22 protein-coding genes are annotated in these 21,135 nt (G+C 72.7%); 9 read left to right on the top strand and 13 right to left on the bottom strand.

The genetic code is table 11. The features are described 5' to 3' along the window. The first annotated feature begins 51 nt into the window (after positions 1-51). The 3 genes from ABT123_RS11050 to ABT123_RS11060 all read left to right on the top strand — a co-directional run bounded on the left by ABT123_RS11050 (position 52) and on the right by ABT123_RS11060 (position 2,560). Positions 52-1,080, top strand: coding sequence for an NADP-dependent oxidoreductase (locus ABT123_RS11050; protein WP_351311995.1), 1,029 nt, complete (start codon positions 52-54; stop codon positions 1,078-1,080). Between the two features lie 65 nt (positions 1,081-1,145). Beyond that, positions 1,146-1,571 (top strand): organic hydroperoxide resistance protein, encoded by a 426-nt coding sequence (locus ABT123_RS11055; protein ID WP_150209978.1) that lies wholly within the window; start codon positions 1,146-1,148, stop codon positions 1,569-1,571. An 86-nt stretch (positions 1,572-1,657) separates the two neighbouring features. Further along, entirely contained in the window at positions 1,658-2,560 is a 903-nt protein-coding gene (locus ABT123_RS11060) for an EI24 domain-containing protein (RefSeq protein WP_351311997.1), read from the top strand. On the opposite strand, the gene ABT123_RS11065 is transcribed toward ABT123_RS11060, so the two are convergent. Continuing rightward, positions 2,557-3,411, bottom strand: a complete 855-nt coding sequence (locus ABT123_RS11065; RefSeq protein WP_351311999.1) for an NAD(P)-binding domain-containing protein — start codon at positions 3,409-3,411, stop codon at positions 2,557-2,559. The two genes, ABT123_RS11060 and ABT123_RS11065, sit on opposite strands and share 4 nt — an antisense overlap. Before the next feature lie 99 nt (positions 3,412-3,510). Between ABT123_RS11065 and ABT123_RS11070 the strand changes: the two genes are divergently transcribed. After that, positions 3,511-3,846 carry a winged helix-turn-helix transcriptional regulator gene (locus tag ABT123_RS11070; protein ID WP_351312000.1) on the top strand — a complete coding sequence of 112 codons (336 nt, stop codon included), beginning with the start codon at positions 3,511-3,513 and terminating at the stop codon, positions 3,844-3,846. On the opposite strand, the gene ABT123_RS11075 is transcribed toward ABT123_RS11070, so the two are convergent. From ABT123_RS11075 to ABT123_RS11085, 3 genes are all read right to left on the bottom strand, one after another. Continuing rightward, positions 3,843-4,556 (bottom strand): carbon-nitrogen hydrolase family protein, encoded by a 714-nt coding sequence (locus tag ABT123_RS11075; RefSeq protein ID WP_351312002.1) that lies wholly within the window; start codon positions 4,554-4,556, stop codon positions 3,843-3,845. The two genes, ABT123_RS11070 and ABT123_RS11075, sit on opposite strands and share 4 nt — an antisense overlap. A gap of 21 nt (positions 4,557-4,577) precedes the next feature. After that, positions 4,578-5,288, bottom strand: a complete 711-nt coding sequence (locus ABT123_RS11080) for a dioxygenase family protein (protein ID WP_351312004.1) — start codon at positions 5,286-5,288, stop codon at positions 4,578-4,580. A gap of 123 nt (positions 5,289-5,411) precedes the next feature. Then, complete coding sequence (locus ABT123_RS11085) at positions 5,412-5,990, bottom strand: TetR/AcrR family transcriptional regulator (RefSeq protein WP_351312006.1); 579 nt, start codon at positions 5,988-5,990, stop codon at positions 5,412-5,414. Positions 5,991-6,142: 152 nt separating this feature from the next. On the opposite strand from ABT123_RS11085, the gene ABT123_RS11090 reads away from it, so the two are divergent. Then, complete coding sequence (locus ABT123_RS11090; protein WP_351312008.1) at positions 6,143-8,581, top strand: beta-glucosidase family protein; 2,439 nt, start codon at positions 6,143-6,145, stop codon at positions 8,579-8,581. 77 nt (positions 8,582-8,658) lie between these two features. On the opposite strand, the gene ABT123_RS11095 is transcribed toward ABT123_RS11090, so the two are convergent. Continuing rightward, on the bottom strand, positions 8,659-9,579 hold the full coding sequence (locus ABT123_RS11095; protein ID WP_351312010.1) for an SGNH/GDSL hydrolase family protein: 921 nt from the start codon (positions 9,577-9,579) through the stop codon (positions 8,659-8,661). A 252-nt stretch (positions 9,580-9,831) separates the two neighbouring features. On the opposite strand from ABT123_RS11095, the gene ABT123_RS11100 reads away from it, so the two are divergent. Then, positions 9,832-10,326 carry a DUF3145 domain-containing protein gene (locus tag ABT123_RS11100; RefSeq protein WP_351312011.1) on the top strand — a complete coding sequence of 165 codons (495 nt, stop codon included), beginning with the start codon at positions 9,832-9,834 and terminating at the stop codon, positions 10,324-10,326. 61 nt (positions 10,327-10,387) lie between these two features. On the opposite strand, the gene fabF is transcribed toward ABT123_RS11100, so the two are convergent. The 5 genes from fabF to ABT123_RS11125 form a co-directional block, all read right to left on the bottom strand. Further along, a complete protein-coding gene (gene fabF, locus ABT123_RS11105; RefSeq protein ID WP_351312012.1) occupies positions 10,388-11,653 on the bottom strand; it encodes a beta-ketoacyl-ACP synthase II in 1,266 nt (421 codons plus the stop codon). A 78-nt stretch (positions 11,654-11,731) separates the two neighbouring features. Then, positions 11,732-11,980: an acyl carrier protein gene (locus ABT123_RS11110; protein WP_351312014.1), complete on the bottom strand. Its 249-nt coding sequence runs from the start codon at positions 11,978-11,980 to the stop codon at positions 11,732-11,734. A 58-nt stretch (positions 11,981-12,038) separates the two neighbouring features. Then, positions 12,039-13,043: a ketoacyl-ACP synthase III gene (locus tag ABT123_RS11115; protein WP_351312015.1), complete on the bottom strand. Its 1,005-nt coding sequence runs from the start codon at positions 13,041-13,043 to the stop codon at positions 12,039-12,041. A gap of 19 nt (positions 13,044-13,062) precedes the next feature. After that, a complete protein-coding gene (locus ABT123_RS11120) occupies positions 13,063-13,977 on the bottom strand; it encodes an ACP S-malonyltransferase (protein ID WP_351312017.1) in 915 nt (304 codons plus the stop codon). Positions 13,978-14,066: 89 nt separating this feature from the next. After that, positions 14,067-15,290 carry a PucR family transcriptional regulator gene (locus ABT123_RS11125; protein ID WP_502970929.1) on the bottom strand — a complete coding sequence of 408 codons (1,224 nt, stop codon included), beginning with the start codon at positions 15,288-15,290 and terminating at the stop codon, positions 14,067-14,069. Positions 15,291-15,352: 62 nt separating this feature from the next. On the opposite strand from ABT123_RS11125, the gene ABT123_RS11130 reads away from it, so the two are divergent. Continuing rightward, on the top strand, positions 15,353-16,027 hold the full coding sequence (locus ABT123_RS11130; protein WP_351312019.1) for a pirin family protein: 675 nt from the start codon (positions 15,353-15,355) through the stop codon (positions 16,025-16,027). 67 nt (positions 16,028-16,094) lie between these two features. Here the strand turns inward: ABT123_RS11130 and ABT123_RS11135 are convergent, their stop codons facing one another. Next, complete coding sequence (locus tag ABT123_RS11135) at positions 16,095-16,916, bottom strand: serine hydrolase domain-containing protein (RefSeq protein ID WP_351312120.1); 822 nt, start codon at positions 16,914-16,916, stop codon at positions 16,095-16,097. 79 nt (positions 16,917-16,995) lie between these two features. Between ABT123_RS11135 and ABT123_RS11140 the strand changes: the two genes are divergently transcribed. Then, positions 16,996-17,379, top strand: a complete 384-nt coding sequence (locus tag ABT123_RS11140) for a MerR family transcriptional regulator (RefSeq protein ID WP_351312021.1) — start codon at positions 16,996-16,998, stop codon at positions 17,377-17,379. Further along, positions 17,369-18,394 carry an aldo/keto reductase gene (locus tag ABT123_RS11145; RefSeq protein ID WP_351312023.1) on the top strand — a complete coding sequence of 342 codons (1,026 nt, stop codon included), beginning with the start codon at positions 17,369-17,371 and terminating at the stop codon, positions 18,392-18,394. Before ABT123_RS11140 ends, ABT123_RS11145 begins: the two co-directional genes overlap by 11 nt. Positions 18,395-18,908: 514 nt before the next feature. On the opposite strand, the gene ABT123_RS11150 is transcribed toward ABT123_RS11145, so the two are convergent. Further along, positions 18,909-19,757: a DUF4429 domain-containing protein gene (locus tag ABT123_RS11150; protein WP_351312025.1), complete on the bottom strand. Its 849-nt coding sequence runs from the start codon at positions 19,755-19,757 to the stop codon at positions 18,909-18,911. An 86-nt stretch (positions 19,758-19,843) separates the two neighbouring features. Then, positions 19,844-20,983: an alpha/beta hydrolase gene (locus tag ABT123_RS11155; protein ID WP_351312122.1), complete on the bottom strand. Its 1,140-nt coding sequence runs from the start codon at positions 20,981-20,983 to the stop codon at positions 19,844-19,846. Positions 20,984-21,135 lie beyond the last annotated feature (152 nt).

The raw sequence follows: 21,135 nt of genomic DNA on the forward strand, positions 1-21,135 counted from the left end.
GAGCATGGTTGTTTCACCACCTGAAGTAATTCCTTCGATCGGGAGCCTCGCATGTCCGACCTTTCCGCTCTTCCTGCCGTCAGCCGCGAGTGGCACCTGGTCGCCCGCCCGCAGGGCTGGCCGACCGCCGCCGACTTCGCCCTGCGCGAGGTACCGGTCACCGCCCCCGCGCCCGGCCACATCCTGGTGCGCAACCTGCACATGTCCGTCGACCCCTACATGCGCGGCCGGATGAACGACGTGAAGTCGTACATCCCGCCCTTCGGGCTGGACCGCCCGATGGACGGCGGCGCGGTCGGCGAGGTCATCGCCTCCGCCGCCGAGGGCTTCGAGGTGGGCGACCATGTGCTGCACGGCCTGGGCTGGCGCGAGTACGCCGACGTGGAGGCGGGGCAGGCCACCAAGGTGGACGGCTCCCTCGCGCCGCTCTCGGCGTACCTCGGCGTCCTCGGCATGCCGGGCATGACCGCCTACGCCGGCCTGTTCGAGACGGCCTCTTTCAAGGAGGGCGACGCGGTGTTCGTGTCCGGCGCGGCGGGCGCGGTCGGCAGCCTCGTCGGCCAATTCGCGAAGATCAAGGGTGCCTCGCGGGTCATCGGCTCGGCCGGCTCGGACGAGAAGGTGAAGCTGCTCACCGAGAAGTACGGTTTTGATGCCGCCTTCAACTACAAGGCCGCGCCCGTGGCCGAGCAGCTGAAGGAAGCGGCGCCGGACGGCATCGACGTCTACTTCGACAACGTCGGCGGCGACCACCTGGAGGCGGCCATCGGCTCCCTCAAGCTGCACGGCCGCGCCACCCTCTGCGGTGCCATCGCCGGGTACAACGACACCGAGCCGGCCCCCGGCCCGCGCAACATGATGGCGATCATCGGCAAGCGGCTGCGGCTCCAGGGCATCCTGGTCAACGACCACTGGGGACTGAAGGACCAGTTCGTCAAGGACGTGGCCGGCTGGCTGCGCTCCGGCGAGCTGCGGTACGACGAGACGGTCGTCGAGGGCATCGAGAACGGGGTCGACGCCTTCCTCGGAATGCTGCGCGGCGAGAACACCGGAAAGATGATCGTTTCTTTCACCGGTTAGGCTCTCCCCACACCGCCACGACCCGTGGGCGCGAGTCGCGGCGCACATCAGGAGGATTTCCTTACATGTCCATCCAGCAGTCCGACGTGCTCTACACCGCTGTCGCCACCGCCGAGAACGGCCGTGACGGCCGGGTCGCCTCCAACGACGGTCAGCTCGAGGTCGTCGTGAACCCGCCGAAGGAGATGGGCGGCAGCGGCGCCGGCACCAACCCGGAGCAGCTGTTCGCCGCCGGCTACAGCGCCTGCTTCCAGGGTGCGCTCGGTGTCGTCGCCCGCAACGAGAACGCCGACATCACCGGCGCCACCGTGACCGCCGAGGTCGGCATCGGCAAGAACGACGACGGCTTCGGCATCATCGTCAAGATCGTCGCCTCCATCCCGACCGTGGACCAGGAGCGCGCGAAGGACCTCGTCGAGAAGGCCCACCAGGTGTGCCCGTACTCCAAGGCCACCCGCGGCAACATCACCGTCGAGCTCGCCGTCGCCTGACGCCTGCCCGCGTGACCCGCTTGACCCGCTTGACCGAAGGCCGCACCCCCCGACCGGGGGTGCGGCCTTCGCCGTAAGCTGCAGCCATGCGTGATTTCGGTGGGGGGTTCGGCTATCTGCTGGCCGGACAGAAGTGGGTGTTCCGGCACGGCCGGTGGTTCGGATTCGGGCTGCTGCCCGGGCTGGTGGCCTTCGTCCTGTACGCGGCGGCACTGACCGGACTCGGCTTCGGCGCCGACGACATGGTCGGCTGGGCCACCCCGTTCGCGGACGACTGGTCCTCCCCGTGGGGCGGCCTCTTCCGCGGATTCCTGACCGCCCTGCTCTTCAGCCTCGGCCTGTTCCTCGCGGTGATCACCTTCACCGCCGTGACCCTGCTGATCGGCGAGCCCTTCTACGAATCCCTCTCCGGGCAGGTCGAGCGCAGCGAGGGCGGTACCGTCCCGGAGTCCGGCCGCTCCCTGGCCCAGGAGCTGTGGATCTCGCTCCGGGACAGCCTGCGGGTGCTCGGCCGGGTGGTGCTCTACGGCATCCTGCTCTTCGCCCTCGGCTTCGTTCCGCTCCTCGGCCAGACCGTGATCCCGGTCGTCGGCTTCTGCGTCTCCGGCTTCTTCCTCACCCTCGAACTCACCGCCGTGGCCCTCCAGCGCCGGGACGTCGACCTGAACCGCAGGCTCGCCCTGCTGCGTGGCCGCCGCGGGCTGGCCCTCGGCTTCGGGGTCCCGCTGGTGCTGGCCTTCCTGGTCCCGCTGGTCGCGGTCTTCCTGATGCCGGGCGCGGTGGCGGGCGCCACCCTGCTGGCCCGGGACCTGCTGCCGGAGGAGCCGGAGACCGGCCCCGCCGCCGAGCCCGAGGCTGCCGCGGGGCACACTCCCGCCCAGGCCTGGCCCGAGGCCCCCGCGCAGGGGACCGCCCCCGCCCAGACCTGGCCGTCGGCCCAGGGCCCGGAGACCTCCCCGGGCTTCGGCCCGCCCCCGGCCGGCTACTAGGCCCCGTCCGGGCGGCGCAGCAGCGCCACGGCATCCGGCTCGCCGGCCGCCACCTGCCTCTCCATGAGCCGGAAGTAGGGGTCGAGCAGCTCGGAGGGGACCCCCTGCTCGGCGGCCGTGCGCAGCAGGGTCCGGTTTCCTGCGGCCTGCATCTCCAGGTTGGCGTCCTCGGAGGCCGCCCCGTCGGAGGCGACGTAGAAGGGCGCCATCGCCGCCAGCCACTCGGTGAGCAGCGCCGAGAAGCCCGCCATGTCGACCTTCTCGTCGCGGACCAGCGCGTATGCGTGTGTCATCCCGGCGAACAGGCCGCTCATCGCGCTCAGCAGGGCCACGTCGTACAGGGCCGCAAAGCCCGGGTCGGTGCCCACGAAGCGGGCGCCGGCCGGCACCTCCAGGGCGGCCCGGTGCGCCTCGAAGGCCTCGCGGGACCCGCTGTAGAACACGTACCCGCCGGCCTCCGGAACGCCGATCATCGGCGGTACGGCCATGATGCCGCCGTCCACGAACCGGGCCCCGCGGGCCTCGGCCCAGGCGGCCCGCGCCCGCCCCTCGGCGGGCGTGCCGGTGGTCAGGTTCACCAGGTCCCGGCCGGCCAGGTCGACCCCGTCCAGGGCCTGTCCGACCGAGGCGTCGTCCAGCAGGCACAGCACGATGAGGTCGCCCGCCGCCACCGCCTCGGCGGGGCTCGCCGCGACCGCGGCCCCCTCGCCGGCCAGTGCGGCGGCCTTGGCGGCCGTGCGGTTCCATACGGTCAGCTGGTGCCCGGCGGCGAGCCAGGTCCGGGCGAGCGCGGTGCCCATGGCACCGAGCCCGAGCAGCGAGATGCGGGTCTTCCCCGTGGTGTCGGTCATGCCCCTTAGCCTTGATCCGGACCGCAGGGTGCTCAAGTACGCACTTCGAAGTGGGTGCTTACCCTGGGGTGAGCGTGCAGGTCGGAAGGGGGTAGGGCGATGACGGCGCACCGGCCGGGGGCCAGGCACTGCGGCATCGACGCGGCCATGGAGATCATCAGCGGCAAGTGGAAGGTGCTCATCCTGTGGGCGCTGGATGAGCGGCCCCGGCGCTTCGGGGAGCTCCGCCGGATGATCCCGGGGGTCACCGAGAAGGTCCTCGCGGCGCAGCTGCGCGAACTGGAGACGGACGGCATCCTCCACCGCGAGGCCCACGACGAGGTCCCGCCGCGGGTGGAGTACTCGCTCACCCCGCTCGGCGCAGAACTGAACGAGGCGCTGGCCCCCCTCGGAGCCTGGGGCGGCAAGCACCTCGTCCCGGAAGCGACGGCCTAGCCTCCGGGGATCTCGGCGACGGCCACGGACTCGGTACGGTCGTCCGCCTCGGCGAGCAGCGCGCCGCCCGGCGCCCAGACCGCCGAGCGACCGCAGCCCGTCCAGGGGCCGGCCGGGCCGACGTGGTTGGCGAGGGCCACGTACAGGCCGTGGTCCCGGGCGATGCCCGGGTAGACGGCGGCCCGCTCGCCGACCCCGTCGCCGGTGCCGTACAGGGAGCTCGCCAGGTGCACCTGGCAGCCGTCCGCCGCGCCCCGGCGGCACAGCTCCGGGAAGTGGTTGTCGTAGCAGACGGCCAGGCCGAAGCGGAGCCCGCCGAGTTCGAAGCGGCCGTCCCGGTCGCCGGCCGCGAACACCTCCTGCTCCTGCCCGAACAGGTGCTGCTTGGCGTACGTGGTGACCAGCGCGCCCGAAGTGTCGTACACCAGCGTGCCGATGGCCGGCCGCGGGCCGTCGGTGCGCAGCGCGGCGTTGACCACCACGGCCACCCCGGTGGCGCGGACCGGGTCGAGCCGGGGATCGTCCGGGTGCACCCACAGCCCTGGATCGGCGGCCAGGGCGGGCAGTTCGTAGCCGGTGAGGGTGAGCTCCGGGAAGACGACCAGCTCGGCGCCCGCCGCGCCGGCCTGCCGGGCCAGCTCGACGGCGCGGGCGGTGTTGGCGGGTATGTCGGCGGGGACACAGGACAGTTGGGCCACGGCGATCTTCATGGGCCCATGATGACGCGCCGCTCAGGCGATGCCCACCGTGAACGCGGCGCGGTAGCCGGCGCCGTCCGTGACCGGGGACAGGGTCATGGCGCGGCCGTTCGCCCGGTAGCGGGAGTCCCGGCCGTTGGGCTGGGCCGGGGCCTTGCGGCGGGCGTACGGCTGGGCCGCGTACACCTTCAGCAGCATGTCCTCGGGGAGGTAGAACACCGAGGTCGTGTGGCTGCGGGCATCGGGGCGGACCTTGAAGTGGATGTGCGGGGCCAGCCCCGCGTACCAGCCCGGGACGATCGTCCGGAACACGCAGCGGCCGGCGCTGTCGGTGACCTGGGTGCCGCGGAGGTAGGCGGCCTTGCCCTCGGAGTACAGACCCCTGGAGTCGGCCTGCCAGACGTCGATCTCGACCCCCGGCATCGGCCGGCAGCCCGAGCCCATCCCGACCACCGTCAGCTCCAGCCGCAGCGGCATCCCGGCCTGCCCCTCCGTGATGTCCGAGCGGATCCGCTCCTTGGCGACGTAGTACGGTCCCTCGCCCGACTCCGGGGTCAGGACGCAGCCCGGGGTGCCGCCGGCCGAGGCGCGCCCCGCCGGACCCGCGGGCTGCCGGGCCGCTTCGCCGGATCCGGCCGGGCCGGCACAGGCCGTCGCCAGCCCGGCCAGGCCGGCGAGCCCGGCCGACCCGGCGGCCAGCAGGAGTGTCCGGCGGCTCGTCCGGGAGGTGCCGTCGTCGGTCATGCCAACCCCTCACGCGCGCTCCGGGGGCCGCCCGGTCCGCACGGCCGCCCACCGCGCCCACCGTGCCGCACGGGCCCCGCCCGGCCCACGACCGACACGGCCGGCCCGCCCGGATGCACCTGGTCAGGCGGGGGCGGAGCCCTGCAACAGGGTGACGAAGGCCCGGAAGGCGGCCGGCATGTCCACCGCGGCCGGATCCAGCAGCCACTGGTACTGGAGTCCGTCCATGACCGCCGTCAGCAGCGGGGCCGCCGCCTCCGGCGTGAGGCCGGAGGGCAGCCGGTCGCCGAACTCGGCGCGCAGCACCGCCGCCATCTCGGCGCGGACCTGGGCGTAGCGGTCTGTGAAGAACTCCCGGGCCGGGTGACCCTCCGTCACGCTCTCGCCCAGCAGGGCCGAGAAGGTCTGCACGATGCCCGGCCGCATCGCGTTGTAGTCGACCAGCGAGGCCAGCAGGTCCAGCCGCCACTGCCCGGCCGCGGTGCGGGAGCCGCCGCCGGTGTCCCACCGGTCGCGTTCCTCCAGCACCGCGACGAGCAGGGCCTCCTTGGTCGGGAAGTAGTGCAGCAGGCCCTGCTGGGTGAGGCCCACCCGCTCCGCGACCGTGTTCAGGGAGGCACCCCGGTAGCCGCGTTCCGCGATCACTTCGAGGGCGGCGCGCACGATCTCGCCCCGCCGCTCCTCGCTCCTGGCCCTCGGCATTCGCGTCCTCGCGTCCTCTCGTCCTCGTCAGAAGGACCGTACGGCATCCGTAGACCGCGAATATCACGACTGGATGACAAAGCCTACCGATCGCCAGGCAATCGGTCCACGATGGGGCCACCCCGCACAGCACCCGATGAGGAGGCTCGGCCGTGACCGATGCCGATCAGATCCGCAACGACGCCGTGGAAGCCGCGCTCGGCAAGCTCGACCTCGACACCAAGGCCCGGCTGCTGGCCGGCCAGGACATGTGGACCCTGCCGACCGTCCCCGAGATCGGCCTGGCGTCCCTCGTGATGTCCGACGGCCCGATCGGGGTCCGCGGGGTCCGCTGGACCGCCGACGACCCCTCGGTCGCCCTGCCCTCCCCGACCGCGCTCGCCGCCGCCTGGGACCCCGAGACGGCCCGCCGGGCCGGTCGGCTGCTCGCCCAGGAGGCCCGCCGCAAGGGCGTCCACGTCCTGCTCGCCCCCACCGTCAACCTGCAGCGGTCGCCGCTCGGTGGCCGCCACTTCGAGTGCTACTCCGAGGATCCGCACCTCACCGGCGAGACCGGCACCGGCTATGTCCGGGGCGTCCAGGAAGGCGGGGTGGGCACCACCGTCAAGCATTTCGTCGGCAACGACGCCGAGACCGAGCGGTTCACCGTCGACAGCGTCATCGCCCCGCGTCCGCTGCACGAGCTCTACCTGGCACCCTTCGAAGCGATCGTCAGGAACGCCCACCCCTGGGGCATCATGACGGCCTATAACCAGGTCAACGGCACCACCATGACCGAGCACCGCCACCTGGTGGGCGAAGTGCTGCGCGGCACATGGGGCTTCGACGGCTTCAACGTCTCCGACTGGATGGCCGCCCGGTCCACCACCCGCGGCATCCTCGGCGGGCTGGACGTGGCCATGCCCGGCCCGCAGACCGTGTACGGGCCCGCCCTCGCCGAATCCGTCCGGTCCGGCACGGTCCCGGAGAGCGCCGTGGACGAGGCCGTCCGCAATGTGCTGCGGCTGGCCGCCCGGGTCGGCCTGCTGGACGGCGCCCCCGCCGTGGTCACCGGCACCCCGCCGGCCGTGGACGGGCAGGCGCTGGCCCGGGAGATCGCCGCCCGCGGCATGGTCCTGGTCCGCAACGAGGGCGGCGCCCTGCCGCTGGACGCCAGGCCGGGCCGTACGGTCGCCCTCATCGGCGCCGCCGCCCGCGATGCCCGCGTACTCGGTGGCGGATCCGCCACCGTCTTCCCCGAGCGGGTGGTCTCCCCGCTCGAGGGCCTCACCGCCGCCCTCCCGCCCGGCACCCTCGACTACGCCGTGGGTGCCGACCCCAGCGATGAACTCACCCCCGCCGACCGGGGCTTCGTCCTGCGCGCCGTCTGCCGGGACGCCTCCGGCGCCGTGCTCGGCGAGGGCAGCCTGCCCTCCGGCCAGGTGCAGTGGATCGGGGAGGACCTGCCGGCCGGTGCCACGTACGAGACCATGGCGACCATCGAGGTCACCGGCACCTTCACCCCGCGCGAGACCGGCGAGCACGCCTTCGGCACCCGCGGACTGGGCGCCTTCATCCTCTCCGTCGGCGGCACGGTGCTGTGGGACGGCGTCCAGCAGATGGGCAATGAGGCCGACCCCTTCGAGGCCTTCTTCGGCGCCCCCAGCGAGCGGGGCCGGGTCCACCTCACCGCGGCCGAGCCCACCGAGGTCTCCCTGCTCTTCCGGGTGCCCGACACCAGCGCACTGCCCCTCAAGGCGATCATGTTCTCGCTGCTCCACCTCGGGCCGCGGCGGGATGCCGACGAGCTGATCGCCGAGGCCGTGGCCGCCGCCCGGGCCGCGGACACCGCCGTCGTGGTCGTCGCCACCACCGAGCGCGTGGAGTCCGAGGGCTTCGACCGCAAGGACCTGGCCCTGCCGGGCCGTCAGGACGACCTGGTCCGGGCCGTGGCCGCGGTCAACCCGAACACCGTGGTGGTCGTGAACGCCGGCGCCCCGGTGGAACTGCCCTGGCGCGAGGAGGTCGCCGCAGTGCTGCTGACCTGGTTCCCCGGCCAGGAGGGCGGGGCCGCGCTGGCCGACGTACTGCTCGGGGCCGCCGAGCCGGGCGGGCGGCTGCCCACCACCTGGCCGGCCGTGCTCGCCGACGCGCCGGTGACCGAGGTGGTCCCGACGGAGGGCCGGCTGGAGTACCGCGAAGGCCTGTTCATCGGCTACCGGGCCTACGAGCGCCACGGCATCGAGCCCGCCTACGCCTTCGGCCACGGACTCGGCTACACCGACTGGGCGTACGAATCCCTGGAGGTCACCGGCAGCACCGCCCGGGTCCGCCTCACCAACACCGGCAGCCGCCCCGGCCGCGAGGTGGTCCAGGTCTACCTGGCCCCGGACGGGGACACCCACGGCCGCCCGGCCGCCTGGCTGGCCGCGTTCGCGGGCGTCCAGGCGGCCCCCGGCGAAAGCGTCGAGGCCGAGATCGCGCTGCCCGCCCGGGCCTTCGAGATCTGGGACGAGGAGGCCGCCGGCTGGCAGCGGATCGGCGGGCGCTACGAGGTCCGGGCGAGCCACTCCTACGCCGACACCCGGCTGAGGGCCACCCTCGAGCTGTGATCCCGGGATGGCCGGAAATCACCCGTGAACCGGACCGGGAGCGGCACCTGACAACCTCTCCCGGTCCCCCCCGGTTCCTAGATCGGCGGCTCGACCGCCGTCACCTGCCGGTGCGCCAGCTCCGCGAGCCGGGCCTGCCCGTTCTTGCCGGGATGGAACCAGTCCCACCGGCTCAACTGCTCCACCGAGAAGGGGTACTGGAACACCGCGCCCCCGTCCCAACGGCACAGCGTGTCCTTGGCGCACACCTCGCGCAGGATCTCGTTGTACGCCACCACCCGCGCCCGCACCTGCTCGCGTCGGGCCACCGCGGCCGGCTTCACCGACTCCGCGTCCGCCAGCATCGACGGGCAGATCCCCAGCTTCCAGATCTGCCGGCCCAGCGGGCTGTCCTTGCCGGTCTCCCACAGCCGCAGCAGATCCGGCACGCTGGAGACATACACCTGGGCCTTCGGAGCGGTCTTGCGCAGTTCCGCCAGCCCCTTCTCGAAATCGGCCCGGAACTCCGCCACCGGCGTCATCGCCGAAGCCGTCGGACGGCAGGCGTCGTTCGACCCGACCATCACCGTGACCAGGTCCGGCCGGTGCCCGGCCGCCGCCGACAGCTGCGCGGGCAGGTCCGCCATCCGGGAGCCGGTGGCGGCGAGGTTCCAGCTGCGCGACGGGGCCTCGGTGGTGCCCAGCAGCCGGCTGGCGAGGGAGTGCACCTCCGGGTCGTCCCCGGTGGCCCAGGAGGCCTCCGGGCAGTCCGCGAGGACCGAACAGGCATCGAAACCACGGGTGATGGAGTCACCCACAGCGGCGATGGACGCCGGCGAGGTGTTCCAGCGCGGGGTGGGGGAGGGGGAGGGGCGCGCGGCGCTCTGCGCGCCCTGTTCCCCGCCGGCCGCGCTGCCCCCGCTCTGACAGCCGGTCACCGCCCCCACCAGGACAACTGCTGCCGCCGCCGCACCCGCGAAGGCCCTCCGCGCACGCCGGCGCTCGGTGGTGGTGCGCATCGCGTGCTCCCCTCCCTCATCCTCGCCGGTGCATCCCTGGACGCCCCGCCGAGTGAAAGCTCCGTGTTTCCCTGGCCCAGGTCCGACCGTACGTCACACCGGGACCCCCAGCGCACGGTAGCTTTTTCCCGTGGCGTTTCGGCCGCGGGGCCCGTAACGCAATATCTGATCGTTTCCGGTAAATTACATCACGTCACATACTGTCCGTTTTCAGGAGTTTCTTCCCGACCTCGTCCCACACTGGAGGTCCCGGTGACGACACGTGGAGTTCTGTACGTGCATTCCGCCCCGCGCGCGCTCTGCCCGCATGTGGAATGGGCGGTCGCGGGCGTGCTCGGAGTACGGGTGAACCTCGACTGGATCAGGCAGCCCGCCTCCCCGGGCACCTGGAGAGCCGAGTTCTCCTGGCAGGCCGAGCCCGGCACCGCCTCGAAGCTCGCCTCCGCCCTGCGCGGCTGGCACCTGCTGCGCTTCGAGGTCACCGCCGAACCCTGCCCCACCGCCGAGGGCGAACGCTACAGCTCCACCCCGGAGCTGGGGATCTTCCACGCCGTCACCGGAATGCACGGCGACATCCTGATCCCCGAGGACCGGCTGCGTGCCGCCCTCGCCCGGTCCGCACGCGGCGAGACCGAACTGGAGGGGGAGATCGCCAAGCTGCTCGGCAAGCCCTGGGACGACGAGCTGGAGCCCTTCCGGTACGCGGGCGAGGGCGCCCCCGTGCGCTGGCTCCACCAGGTGGTCTGAGCACGCAGAAGGCCCCCGCCCGGTTCCCCGGGCGGGGGCCTTCTCGTACGTCTCACACGGTTCAGACGGTACGGAACGCCAGGGTGACGTTGTGGCCGCCGAAGCCGAAGGAGTTGTTGATCGCGGCGATCTGGCCGTCGGCCGGCAGCTTGCGCGGCTCGCCGACCACGATGTCCGCGTCGATGTCCTCGTCCAGCTCGTCCACGTTGATGGTCGGCGGGGCGATCCGGTGGTGCAGCGCCAGCACGGTCGCGACGGTCTCGATACCGCCCGCGCCGCCCAGCAGGTGACCGGTCATCGACTTGGTGGCGGAGATCGCCACGTGGTCGAGGTCGTCCCCCAGCACCTTGCGCAGCGCCTTGATCTCGGCGATGTCGCCCTGCGGGGTGGACGTGGCGTGCGCGTTGAGGTGGACCACCTCGGCCGGCTTCAGGCCCGTGTTGTCGAGCAGGTTCTGCACCGCAGCCGCGACACCGCGGCCCGTCGGCTCCGGCTGCGCGATGTGGTGCGAGTCGGCCGACAGGCCCTGGCCCAGCACCTCGCAGTACACCCGGGCACCGCGCGCGGCGGCGTGCTCGGCGGACTCCAGCACCACGACACCCGCGCCCTCGCCGAGGACGAAGCCGTCACGGCCCTTGTCGTACGGGCGGGAGGCCTTGGTGGGCTCCTCGTTGTTCTTGGACATCGCCATCATGTTGGCGAACGCGGCGATCGGCAGCGGGTGGATCGCCGCCTCGGTGCCGCCCGCGACGACCACGTCGGCCCGGCCGGTACGGATCATCTCGACGGCGTAACCGATGGCTTCGGCACCCGAGGCACACGCGGAGACCGGGGTGTGCACGCCCGCCTGGGCGTTCACCTCCAGGCCGACGTTGGCGGAGGGGCCGTTCGGCATGAGCATGGGGACGGTGTGCGGGGAAACCCGGCGCACACCCTTTTCCTTCAGTACGTCGTACTGGTCGAGCAGGGTGGTGACGCCGCCGATGCCGGAGGCGATCACGGTGCCCAGGCGCTCGGGGGCGATCGAGGCGTCCTCGCCCGCCGGAGCGGTGTAGCCGGCGTCGGCCCACGCCTCCTTGGCGGCGATCAGCGCGAACTGCGCCGAGCGGTCCAGCTTGCGGGCCAGCGGCCGGGGCAGGACCTCACTCGGGTCGACGGCGGCCGGCGCAGCGATGCGGACCGGCAGTTCGGCGAAGCGCTCGCCCTCCAGGGGCTTCACTCCGGAACGGCCGGCGAGCAGACCTTCCCAGGTCGATGCGCTGTCGCCACCCAGCGGAGTGGTTGCGCCGATACCGGTGACGACCACGGTGCGATTGGTCGGGCTCACAGGAATTCTTTCTCCACGTGTAGAGGGTGCTGAATTGTCACGGCGCCACCGCCAGGTGGCGACAAACGCTCGTCGGGCTTAGCCCTGGTGCTTGAGGATGTACTCCGCGGCGTCGCCGACGGTCTTCAGGTTCTTGACGTCCTCGTCGGGGATCTTCACGTCGAAGCGCTCTTCGGCGGCGACGACGACCTCGACCATGGACAGCGAGTCGACGTCCAGGTCGTCGGTGAAGGACTTCTCGAGCTGAACGTCCTCGACCGGGATACCGGCGATCTCGTTCACGATCTCGGCGAGGCCCTTGACGATCTCTTCCTGCGTGGCGGCCATGTGGCGCTCCTTCTCTAGCTGTCTGGGTAGATCTCGGGCGGGGAACGATCCCCCGGCCCTAGGGGAGGGTAACGACCGTCGCGGCGTAGACGAGTCCCGCCCCGAAGCCGATGACGAGTGCGGTGTCGCCGCTCTTCGCCGCTCCGGTCGCCAGGAGCCGCTCCATCGCGAGCGGGATCGAGGCGGCCGAGGTGTTGCCGGTGGTTTCCACGTCGCGGGCGACCGTGACGTGCTCCGGCAGCTTCAGAGTCTTCACCATCGAGTCGATGATCCGCATGTTTGCCTGGTGCGGAATGAAGACGTCCAGGTCGTCTGCGGTGATCCCGGCCGCGTCGAGCGCCTGCTGGGCCACCTTGGCCATCTCGAAGACGGCCCAGCGGAACACCGCCTGGCCCTCCTGGGTGATGGCCGGGAACTTCTCGCCGCCGTCGGCGCCGCGGTACTGGTCCCAGGGCACGGTCTGCTTGATGGTCTCGGACTTGTCGCCCTCCGAACCCCACACCGTGGGGCCGATGGCCGGCTCCGCCGAGGGGCCGACGACCACGGCACCGGCGCCGTCACCGAACAGGAAGGCCGTCGCGCGGTCCTCCAGGTCGGTCAGGTCCGAGAGCCGCTCCACGCCGATGACCAGCACGTACTCGGCGGATCCCTCTACGACCAGGCCCTTGGCCAGGGTGAGGCCGTAGCCGAAGCCCGCACAGCCCGCCGAGATGTCGAACGCGGCGGGCTTGCCCGCGCCGATCCGGTCGGCGATCTCGGTCGCCACCGCCGGGGTCTGCTTGAAGTGCGAGACCGTCGAGACGATCACGGCACCGATCTGCTCCGGGGAGATCCCGGCGTCGGCCAGAGCCTTGCCCGACGCCTCCACCGACATCGCCGCCACGGTCTCCTGCGGGGAGGCCCAGTGGCGGGTGGCGATACCGGAACGGGAGCGGATCCACTCGTCGGACGAGTCGATCGTCTCCAGGATCACCTCGTTGGGCACCACCCGGGTCGGTCGGTAACCGCCGACCCCGAGGATGCGCGCGTAGGGGGAGCCCTTGGCAGGCTTGATCTTCGACATGCTGTGTGGGCTCCTTCTGTCAGACCGTGAGCGAGGCGACGAGCGCCTTGGCCTGCTCGAGGTCGTCCGGGGTCTTGAGGGCCACGGAGGGGACGCCCTTGAGGGCGCGCTTGGCCAGCCCCGTCAGGGTGCCACCGGGGCACAGCTCGATGATCCCGGTGACGCCGAGTCCGGCGAAGGTCTCCATGCACAGGTCCCAGCGGACCGGGTTGGCGACCTGGCCGACCAGGCGGGCGACGACCTCGGCGCCCGTGGCGACGGCCTGACCGTCCTTGTTGGAGATGTACGCGACAGCCGGGTCGGCGGTGGTGAGGGCCTGCGCGGCCTCCTCCAGCCGGGCCACCGCGGGCGCCATGTGGTGCGTGTGGAAGGCGCCCGCGACCTTGAGGGCGACGACCTTCATGCTGCCCTCGGGCTTGTCGGCCGCCAGGGCGGCCAACTGCTCCTCGGTACCGGCGGCCACGATCTGTCCGGCGCCGTTGATGTTGGCCGGGGTCAGCCCCAGCTTCTCCAGGTGCGCGACGACCACGTCCTGGTCGCCGCCGAGCACCGCGGACATACCGGTCGGCGTGATCTTGGCGGCCTCCGCCATGCCCAGCCCGCGGGTGCGGACGAAGGACAGCGCGTCGGCCTCGCTCAGCACACCGGCGTACGCGGCGGCCGTGATCTCGCCGACGCTGTGACCGGCGACGGCGCCGGGCGTGATGCCGTCGAGCTGGGCGGCGGCCAGCAGTCCGGCGGCCACCAACAGCGGCTGCGCCACCGCGGTGTCGCGGATCTCGTCCGCGTCCGCCTTCGTACCGAAGTGGGCAAGGTCGAGCTCAATGGCCTCGGACCAGGCGGCGACACGTTCGGCGGCGCCGGGCAGTTCGAGCCAGGGGGTCAGGAAGCCGGGCGTCTGAGCGCCTTGGCCGGGAGCGACGAGTACGAGCACCCTCACACTCTCTCTTGTGTTCGGTCCGCCCCGCCCGTGGGGACAGGGACGAAGAACGGTCGGGGGAATTGTTGATGTCCGACAAAAGTCTAGGACTGCTGATCTCCGTCGGCCAGACGCCCGAGAATCAGCGCGATCCGCAGAGTGAACGCTGAGCGGACATCGGAGGGTGACCAGCCGGTGACGTCGGTCACACGTCGGAGCCGGTAGCGCACGGTGTTGGGGTGCACAAACAGCATCCGAGCTGCACCTTCGAGGCTGCTCGCCTGCTCCAGATAGACGCTGAGCGTCTCAAGCAAAGCTGAGCCCGCTTCTTCAAGCGGTCTGTAGATCTCCTCCACCAACTGCTCGCGCGCCGAAGGGTCGGAGGCGATGGCGCGCTCCGGCAGAAGATCGTCCGCAAGGACCGGCCGGGGCGCGTCCTGCCAGGCCGAGCAGGCCTTCAGACCGGCCGCCGCCGCCTGCGCGGACCGGGTCGCTGCCATCAGGTCCGGCACCACCGGTCCGGCCACCACCGGTCCGGCCGCGAACGGCCCGATCAGCGATTTCGCGACCTGGAGCGGGTTGTCGCTGCCACCGGCGATGACCACGAGCCGGTCGCCGAGCACCCCGGTGAGCACCTGGAGTTTGGCGTGTCGGGAGGCCCGCCGGATCGCCTCGACGGTCAGTTCGCTGTCCCCGTCCGGCGCCGTGCCCAGCACCACGCACACATGCTCGGGCGAGTTCCAGCCCAGCGCCGCGGCCCGGGACAGGGCGCCCTCGTCGGCCTCCCCGGACAGCACCGCGTTGACCACCAGCGACTCCAGCCGGGCGTCCCAGGCGCCGCGCGCCTCGGCGGCCTGCGCGTACACCTGGGCGGTGGCGAAGGCGATCTCCCGGGCGTACACCAGGAGGGCCTCGCGCAGGATCGACTCGTCGCCCGGCGCCGCGACCTCCTCGATGGCCGTTTCCATGACCTCGATGGTCGTCCGGACCATCTCCACGGTCTGGCGCAGGGTGATCGCCCGGGTCAGCTCGCGCGGAGCCGTGCCGAAGACATCGGTCGAGATCGCCTGCGGGGTCTCGGGGTGCCGGAACCACTCGGTGAACGCGGCGATGCCGGCCTGGGCGACCAGGCCGATCCAGGACCGGTTCTCCGGGGGCATCGCCCGGTACCACGGCAGCGTCTCGTCCATACGGGCGATCGCGTTCGCGGCCAGCCGCCCGGAGGACTTCTCCAGCCGGCGCAGCGTCGCGGTGTGCGGATGGGCGGGCTGCGCGGGCAGGTGCGCGGGCGCGTGCTCGGGGGAATGCTCACGTTCGGGTTGGGGCACGGGACAAGACTGCCTTATCCGGGCGGCCGGGCGGAGGCCCGGGGCCCGCTACCGTGGCGGTCATGATGGAAGTACGCCGTGGCGCGGACCGATACCGGGGCGGGGACGAGACGGCCGGGATCGACACCCGGCACGCGTTCTCCTTCGGGAGTTTCTACGACCCGGACAATCTGCGGTTCGGTCCGGTCCTCGCGGTCAACGAGGAGAGACTGGCCCCGGGCGCGGGCTTCGACGAGCACCCGCACAGCCACACGGAGATCATCACCTGGGTGGTCGAGGGCGAGCTGACGCACAAGGACACGGCCGGTCACACCGGCACCGTCCGGCCCGGCGACCTCCAGCACCTGAGCGCGGCCGGCGGGGTGCGGCACATCGAGCGCAACGAGGGCACGGAGCCGCTGCGGTTCGTCCAGATGTGGCTGGCGCCGAACGCCGAGGCCGCGGCTGCGGCGCCGGCCGGCGCGGAGCCCTCGTACGGGATCGTCCGCGGGATCGCGGACGACACGCCGTACGCGCTGCCGGCCGCCTCGGCGGTGCTGCACGTACGGCGGCCGGGCGCGGGCGAGCGGATCGCCGTACCGGCCGCTCCCCGGGTGTACGTGCACGTGGTGCGCGGGGACCTGCGGCTGGACGGGACGGAGCTGGGGCCCGGGGACTCGGTGCGGATCACCGGGACGGCGGAGCTGGAGATCCTGGCCGGGTCCCCGGGCGAACTGCTGATCTGGGAACTGCCCTGAACCGACGGCTCCGTTCAGCCGTTCAGTCCTTCAGGTAGACGATGCCGTCGGTGGTGATGGCCGGCCGTCAGGCGGAACGCGTGAGCTCCGCCAGCACTCCGTCGGTGAACGGCGGCCAGGCCTCGACCGCCCACGGGCCGAACGCGCGGTCGGTCAGCGCCACGCAGGCGGCGCCGGCCTGCGGGTCCACCCACAGGAAGGTGCCGGACTGGCCGAAGTGCCCGAAGGTGCGCGGCGAAGAGCCGGATCCGGTCCAGTGCGGGGACTTGCCGTCGCGGATCTCCATGCCGAGGCCCCAGTCGTTGGGGGACTGGATCCCGTAGCCGGGCAGCACTCCCTTGAGGCCCGGGTGGACCACCGAGGTGGCCTCGGCCACCGTCGACGGGTCGAGCAGCCGGGGTGCCTGGAGCTCGGCGGCGAACCGCACCAGGTCGGCGACGGTGGACACGCCGTCCTTCGCCGGCGAACCCTCCAGCGCGGTCGAGGTCATACCCAGCGGCTCGAACACCGCCTGCTGGAGGTACTCGGGGAACGGGATGCCGGTGGCCTTGGCGATGTGGTCGCCGAGGACCTCGAAGCCGGCGTTGGAGTAGAGCCTGCGCTGCCCGGCCGGGGCCATGGCGCGGTGCTCGTCGAAGGCCAGACCGCTGGTGTGGGCCAGCAGGTGACGGACCGTCGAACCCTCCGGGCCGGCCGGCTCGTCAAGCTCGACTGCGCCCTCTTCGTGGGCGACGAGGGCGGCGTACGCGGTCAGCGGCTTGGTGACGGAGGCCAGCGGGAAGCGGTGGTCCACCGGTCCGTGCGCACCGGCGATGCTGCCGTCCGCCCGGACGACGGCCGCGGCGGCGGTCGGCACCGGCCAGTTCTCGATGACGCGCAGACTTTCCATGCTCTCCAGGCCCTCCAGGCTCTCCATGCCGCCGAGCCTACTTGCTTGGAGTGCACTCCAAGGATTTAGCGTGGTCGCCATGAGCCTGACGGAGACGCGGTACACCATCAGCGAGGTCGAGGCCCGGACCGGTCTGAGCCAGCACACCTTGCGCTGGTACGAGCGGATCGGCCTGATGCCGCAGGTGGACCGGTCGCACTCCGGGCAGCGCCGGTTCACCGACGGGGACCTGGGCTGGCTTGCCTTCGTGGGCAAGCTGCGGGCCACCGGGATGTCGGTGGCGGACATGGTCCGGTACGCGGAACTCGTCCGGGCCGGCGAGCACACCTCCGAGGCACGGCGGGAGCTGCTGGAACGGACCAGGGACGACGTACGGGCGCGGATCGCGGAACTGTCGGACGCGCTCGCCGTACTGGACCTCAAGATCGGAACGTACGCGGGGAGGACCTGTAATGGGCAGTAACGGAATAGGGACCGAGATCGGGCGGGCGCAACTGGGGACGGACGGCCCGACGGTCGGCGTCCAGGGCCTCGGCTGCATGGGCATGAGCGAGTTCTACGGCGACACGGACGAGGCGGCGGCCCGGGACACCCTGGACGCGGCCCTGGAGGCCGGGGTCACCCTGCTGGACACGGCGGACATCTACGGCCGCGGACGGAACGAGGAGTTCCTGGCGCCGTTCCTGGCCGCGCACCGGGACGAGGTGGTGCTGGCGACGAAGTTCGCCATCGAGCGCACCGACGACCCGCACCACCGGGGCATCCGCAACGACCGGCGGTACGTGCGGCAGGCGGTGGAGGCCAGCCTGAAGCGGCTGGGCATCGAGACCATCGACCTGTACTACATGCACCGGCGGGACCCGGCGGTGCCGCTGGCCGAGTCGGTGGGGGCGATGGCCGAGCTGGTGGCCGAGGGCAAGGTGCGGCACCTGGGCCTGAGCGAGGTCACGGGCGCGGAGCTGCGCGAGGCGCACGCGGTGCACCCGATCGCGGCGCTGCAGTCGGAGTGGTCGCTGTTCAGCCGGGACGTGGAGCGCAGCGCGGTGGCCGCGGCGGCGGAGCTGGGGGTGGCCTTCGTGCCGTACTCGCCGCTCGGGCGGGGCTTTTTGACCGGGGCGTTCGCGGATGCAGGGGCCGACCTGGAGGCCGGCGACTTCCGGCGCTTCCAGCCCCGGTTCACCGGCGACAACGCCCGGTCCAATGCGGCCCTGCTGGCCCCGGTCCGGGAGATCGCGACGGCCCACGGGGCCACCCCGGCGCAGATCGCGCTGGCCTGGGTGCACCAGCAGGCCGCGGTCCACGGCCTGACCGTGATCCCGATCCCGGGCACCCGCCACCGCACCCGCCTGGCGGAGAACGTCGCAGCCACCCGCATCACCCTGACCCCGTCGGACCTGACGTCCCTGGAACCCCTGGCCACCAAGGTCTCGGGCGACCGCTACCCGGACATGAGCTCCACCTCGGCGGCCCGAGAGTAGGCCCCCGGGGCCCGGGCGGAGCCCCAACGGGGTCTGGGGCGGAGCCCCGGAAGGGTGCCGGGCGAAGCCCGGGCACCGCAGGGCGCTGGGGCGCGCCCCGAGGGGTGCGGGGCGGAGCCCGGGAAGGGTCCCGGGGCGCAGCCCCAACGGGGTGGGGGCGCAGCCCCGGAAGGGGCGCCGGGTGAAGCCCGGGCAGCGCAACGGGTCCGGGGCGGTGCCCCGAGGGGTGCGGGGCGCAGCCCCAACGGGGTCGGGGGCGGAGCCCCAGAAGGTGCCGGGCGAAGCCCGGGCACCGCAGGGGTCCGGGGCGGAGCCCCGGTTTCGGGAAGGGGCGGGGTGGGGGAAGGCTCCGCGCAGCGGCCTCGCCCCCGCGCAGCCCGGCCCCCCGGCCCGGCCCGGCCCGGCTCCGCGCACGGGGCCCGGCCCCGGCCCCAGGGGCAGCCGGGCTCGGCCCCGGCCCGGGCCGGCCCCGCTCAGCCCGCCCCCGCGCAGCGGCCCGCCCCGGCCCCCGGGGTCAGTCGGGTTCGGTGGAGAAACGATCCCTCAGGGCCGCGTACTCCGCGTCCGTCAGCAGCCCCGCCCCATGCAGCTCACTCAAGTGCCGCATCCGGTCCGAAGCTTCCGGCGACACCCGCGCCGCCGGCACCGAAGCCACCGGCGTCCGCGCCCGCACCGCAGCCAGCACCGCCGCCGCGAACGGCAACGACTCGTGCACCGCCCCGTAGCCCACCGCGAAGACCACCGCGGCCGGATCCTGGTCCGGCGCGACCCCCGGGCCGCCGCCGTCGCCATCCCGCAGCCGCAGCCGCAGATGGCCGCCCGGCCGCTCCGGGGAGTGCCACTCCACCCCGCTCAGCGCGGTCAGCGGGTACTCCCGGTCCCCGGCCTTCCACTTGGTGCTGCTGGCGCCCGTACGGGACCAGCGGAACGCAACGCTGGAGCCGTCGAAAACGGCCCGCGCGTCGTACGCCTTGAGCACCAGCGGCGGCTCCGGCACCTCCACCAGGAAGGACGGCGCCTCCTCGGCAGGCCCCAGCTCCGGGCGCACCGCTTCGATCAGGGAAGCGGCCAGCGGAGCCCGGTCGCCCGGCAGCACCAGCCGGTACGGGTCGCAGACCTCCTTGAGCTGCCCGTCGGCGAGCTCCATCAACGGGTCCGCGCCCGGTCTCGGCGCGGCTCGCAGCACGCTGGTGTCCCGCTTGCCCGGAGTCAGGCTCAGCCCGGACAGCGCCTCGTACGGGATACGCCGCTCCCCGAGCGCGTTCCACAGTCGCCGTGTCCTGATCCCCCGTGCGAAGCGGATGAGCACCGAGTCCGAGTCGAACTCCCAGACGGCATGATTTCCGGCCAGTACGTCACCCATGCGGGCCATGTTAAAGGGCGGCGGCCCCGACCGGGAGCCTCGCTGCCAAGACCGGTTTCCTGACGATTCCCCGGCCTCTACCCGCGTCAGTCCGCTTCTGTCCCGGAAATACCCCGGAGGCACGCCTCATCCTCCGGTGCGCACTCCACGGAACCGAATGAGCCGGTTCCGATTTTGGCGAAGTTGTCCACCGAGACACTGCCTGGCGCGAAATAGCCGGTGTGGTTCTTCGCTCCGGCCGAGGACAGCAGCCTCGCCCCGAAGTCCCCGGACATCGGGTCCGCGCCGTGGCCCACGCCGCCGACCTCCAGGTGCGGCACGTCCGCGATCCAGTCGCCCGCTGCCCGGGTCGCCCAGACCCTGGCCGTGCTGCCCAGCTCGTCCACGTTCTCGGCCCGCATGCCCGGGCTGCCCGCCACCACGATGTCGGTCACCCGGCGCGGCAGCCTGGCCGCGGCCACCCCGCAGACCACGGAGCCGTAGCTGTGGCAGAACAGGGCCGTGGTGGCCCCCGAGGGCAGCGCAGCGGTGAGGGCGTCCAGCCGCACCCCGCCGTCCACGGCCATCCGGCCGGTGGCCGAGTCCACCCCGAGGCCGTCCGGCGCGGTGTAGTCGGCCCAGGCGATCACCGCGGTCGGCAGGCCCGGAGCCGCCGCGCGCTGGGCGGCGTACAGCGATTCGGCCATTCCCACCGGGGCGGACCAGCGGCGTGCCGTCCGCTCGAACGTCAGCAGGTTGGTGTCGACGCCGGGGACCACCACGGAGACCCGGCGAGCCCGGTCGAGATCGCCGAACACCTCGGCGGCCCGTCCGCCACCGGTCGGGTCGAAGGCGAGGATCTGCCGCCCGGCCGTCAACATCGATCCGAAGCGGTGCACCCGCCGGCCCGCCTCGGTACGGGCGGCCGGCGAGAGCCGGACGTCCTGCGCCCGGGTCCGTTCCACCGCGCGCGCGGTGTCGAGGGCGACCCGGTTGGCCCGGTAGCGCACCGGCGCGGGCACCCCGCCCAGGTTGCCGACCACCAGCGGGTACGAGTCGGCGAGCCGGGCCCGCTGCGTCTCGTCGAGGCTCGCGAAGAACCGCGCGACCGTCCGCACCGGGGCATCGGCGGGCGGCACCGGCCGGCCGCCGGCCCGGGCCCCGGCCCAGTCGGCGAGGGCGGCTGCCCGCGGGGAGACCCCCGCCTCGGGCCGGTACACGCTGGTCCACCCGGTGATCGCCAGCATGACGAACACCACCGCGAGCGCCAGCAGGGCGCGCAGGGTGGTGGGGGAGGCAGGGAGATGATGGGCGGGGCCGGACACGTTCACTGGGAAATACCCTAGGAGACGTTTACCGGACATGGTGCACAGGGTGGCGGGACTCACGTCCCCGGGGG

Source organism: Streptomyces sp. NPDC002054, from assembly GCF_040296685.1.
GTDB lineage: Bacteria > Actinomycetota > Actinomycetes > Streptomycetales > Streptomycetaceae > Streptomyces.

What these genes read in the sequence shown, in the direction of transcription:
- ABT123_RS11050 (WP_351311995.1), top strand. Translation starts at nt 52, where the DNA reads ATGTCCGACCTTTCCGCTCTTCCTGCCGTCAGCCGCGAGTGGCACCTG.
- ABT123_RS11110 (WP_351312014.1), bottom strand. Translation starts at nt 11,980, where the DNA reads ATGGCCGCCACGCAGGAAGAGATCGTCAAGGGCCTCGCCGAGATCGTG.
- ABT123_RS11150 (WP_351312025.1), bottom strand. Translation starts at nt 19,757, where the DNA reads ATGGGTGACGTACTGGCCGGAAATCATGCCGTCTGGGAGTTCGACTCG.
- ABT123_RS11155 (WP_351312122.1), bottom strand. Translation starts at nt 20,983, where the DNA reads ATGCTGGCGATCACCGGGTGGACCAGCGTGTACCGGCCCGAGGCGGGG.
- ABT123_RS11070 (WP_351312000.1), top strand. Translation starts at nt 3,511, where the DNA reads ATGACGGCGCACCGGCCGGGGGCCAGGCACTGCGGCATCGACGCGGCC.
- ABT123_RS11095 (WP_351312010.1), bottom strand. Translation starts at nt 9,579, where the DNA reads ATGCGCACCACCACCGAGCGCCGGCGTGCGCGGAGGGCCTTCGCGGGT.
- ABT123_RS11140 (WP_351312021.1), top strand. Translation starts at nt 16,996, where the DNA reads ATGAGCCTGACGGAGACGCGGTACACCATCAGCGAGGTCGAGGCCCGG.
- ABT123_RS11135 (WP_351312120.1), bottom strand. Translation starts at nt 16,916, where the DNA reads ATGGAAAGTCTGCGCGTCATCGAGAACTGGCCGGTGCCGACCGCCGCC.
- ABT123_RS11060 (WP_351311997.1), top strand. Translation starts at nt 1,658, where the DNA reads ATGCGTGATTTCGGTGGGGGGTTCGGCTATCTGCTGGCCGGACAGAAG.
- ABT123_RS11080 (WP_351312004.1), bottom strand. Translation starts at nt 5,288, where the DNA reads ATGACCGACGACGGCACCTCCCGGACGAGCCGCCGGACACTCCTGCTG.
- ABT123_RS11130 (WP_351312019.1), top strand. Translation starts at nt 15,353, where the DNA reads ATGATGGAAGTACGCCGTGGCGCGGACCGATACCGGGGCGGGGACGAG.
- ABT123_RS11075 (WP_351312002.1), bottom strand. Translation starts at nt 4,556, where the DNA reads ATGAAGATCGCCGTGGCCCAACTGTCCTGTGTCCCCGCCGACATACCC.
- ABT123_RS11115 (WP_351312015.1), bottom strand. Translation starts at nt 13,043, where the DNA reads ATGTCGAAGATCAAGCCTGCCAAGGGCTCCCCCTACGCGCGCATCCTC.
- ABT123_RS11055 (WP_150209978.1), top strand. Translation starts at nt 1,146, where the DNA reads ATGTCCATCCAGCAGTCCGACGTGCTCTACACCGCTGTCGCCACCGCC.
- ABT123_RS11065 (WP_351311999.1), bottom strand. Translation starts at nt 3,411, where the DNA reads ATGACCGACACCACGGGGAAGACCCGCATCTCGCTGCTCGGGCTCGGT.
- ABT123_RS11085 (WP_351312006.1), bottom strand. Translation starts at nt 5,990, where the DNA reads ATGCCGAGGGCCAGGAGCGAGGAGCGGCGGGGCGAGATCGTGCGCGCC.
- ABT123_RS11145 (WP_351312023.1), top strand. Translation starts at nt 17,369, where the DNA reads ATGGGCAGTAACGGAATAGGGACCGAGATCGGGCGGGCGCAACTGGGG.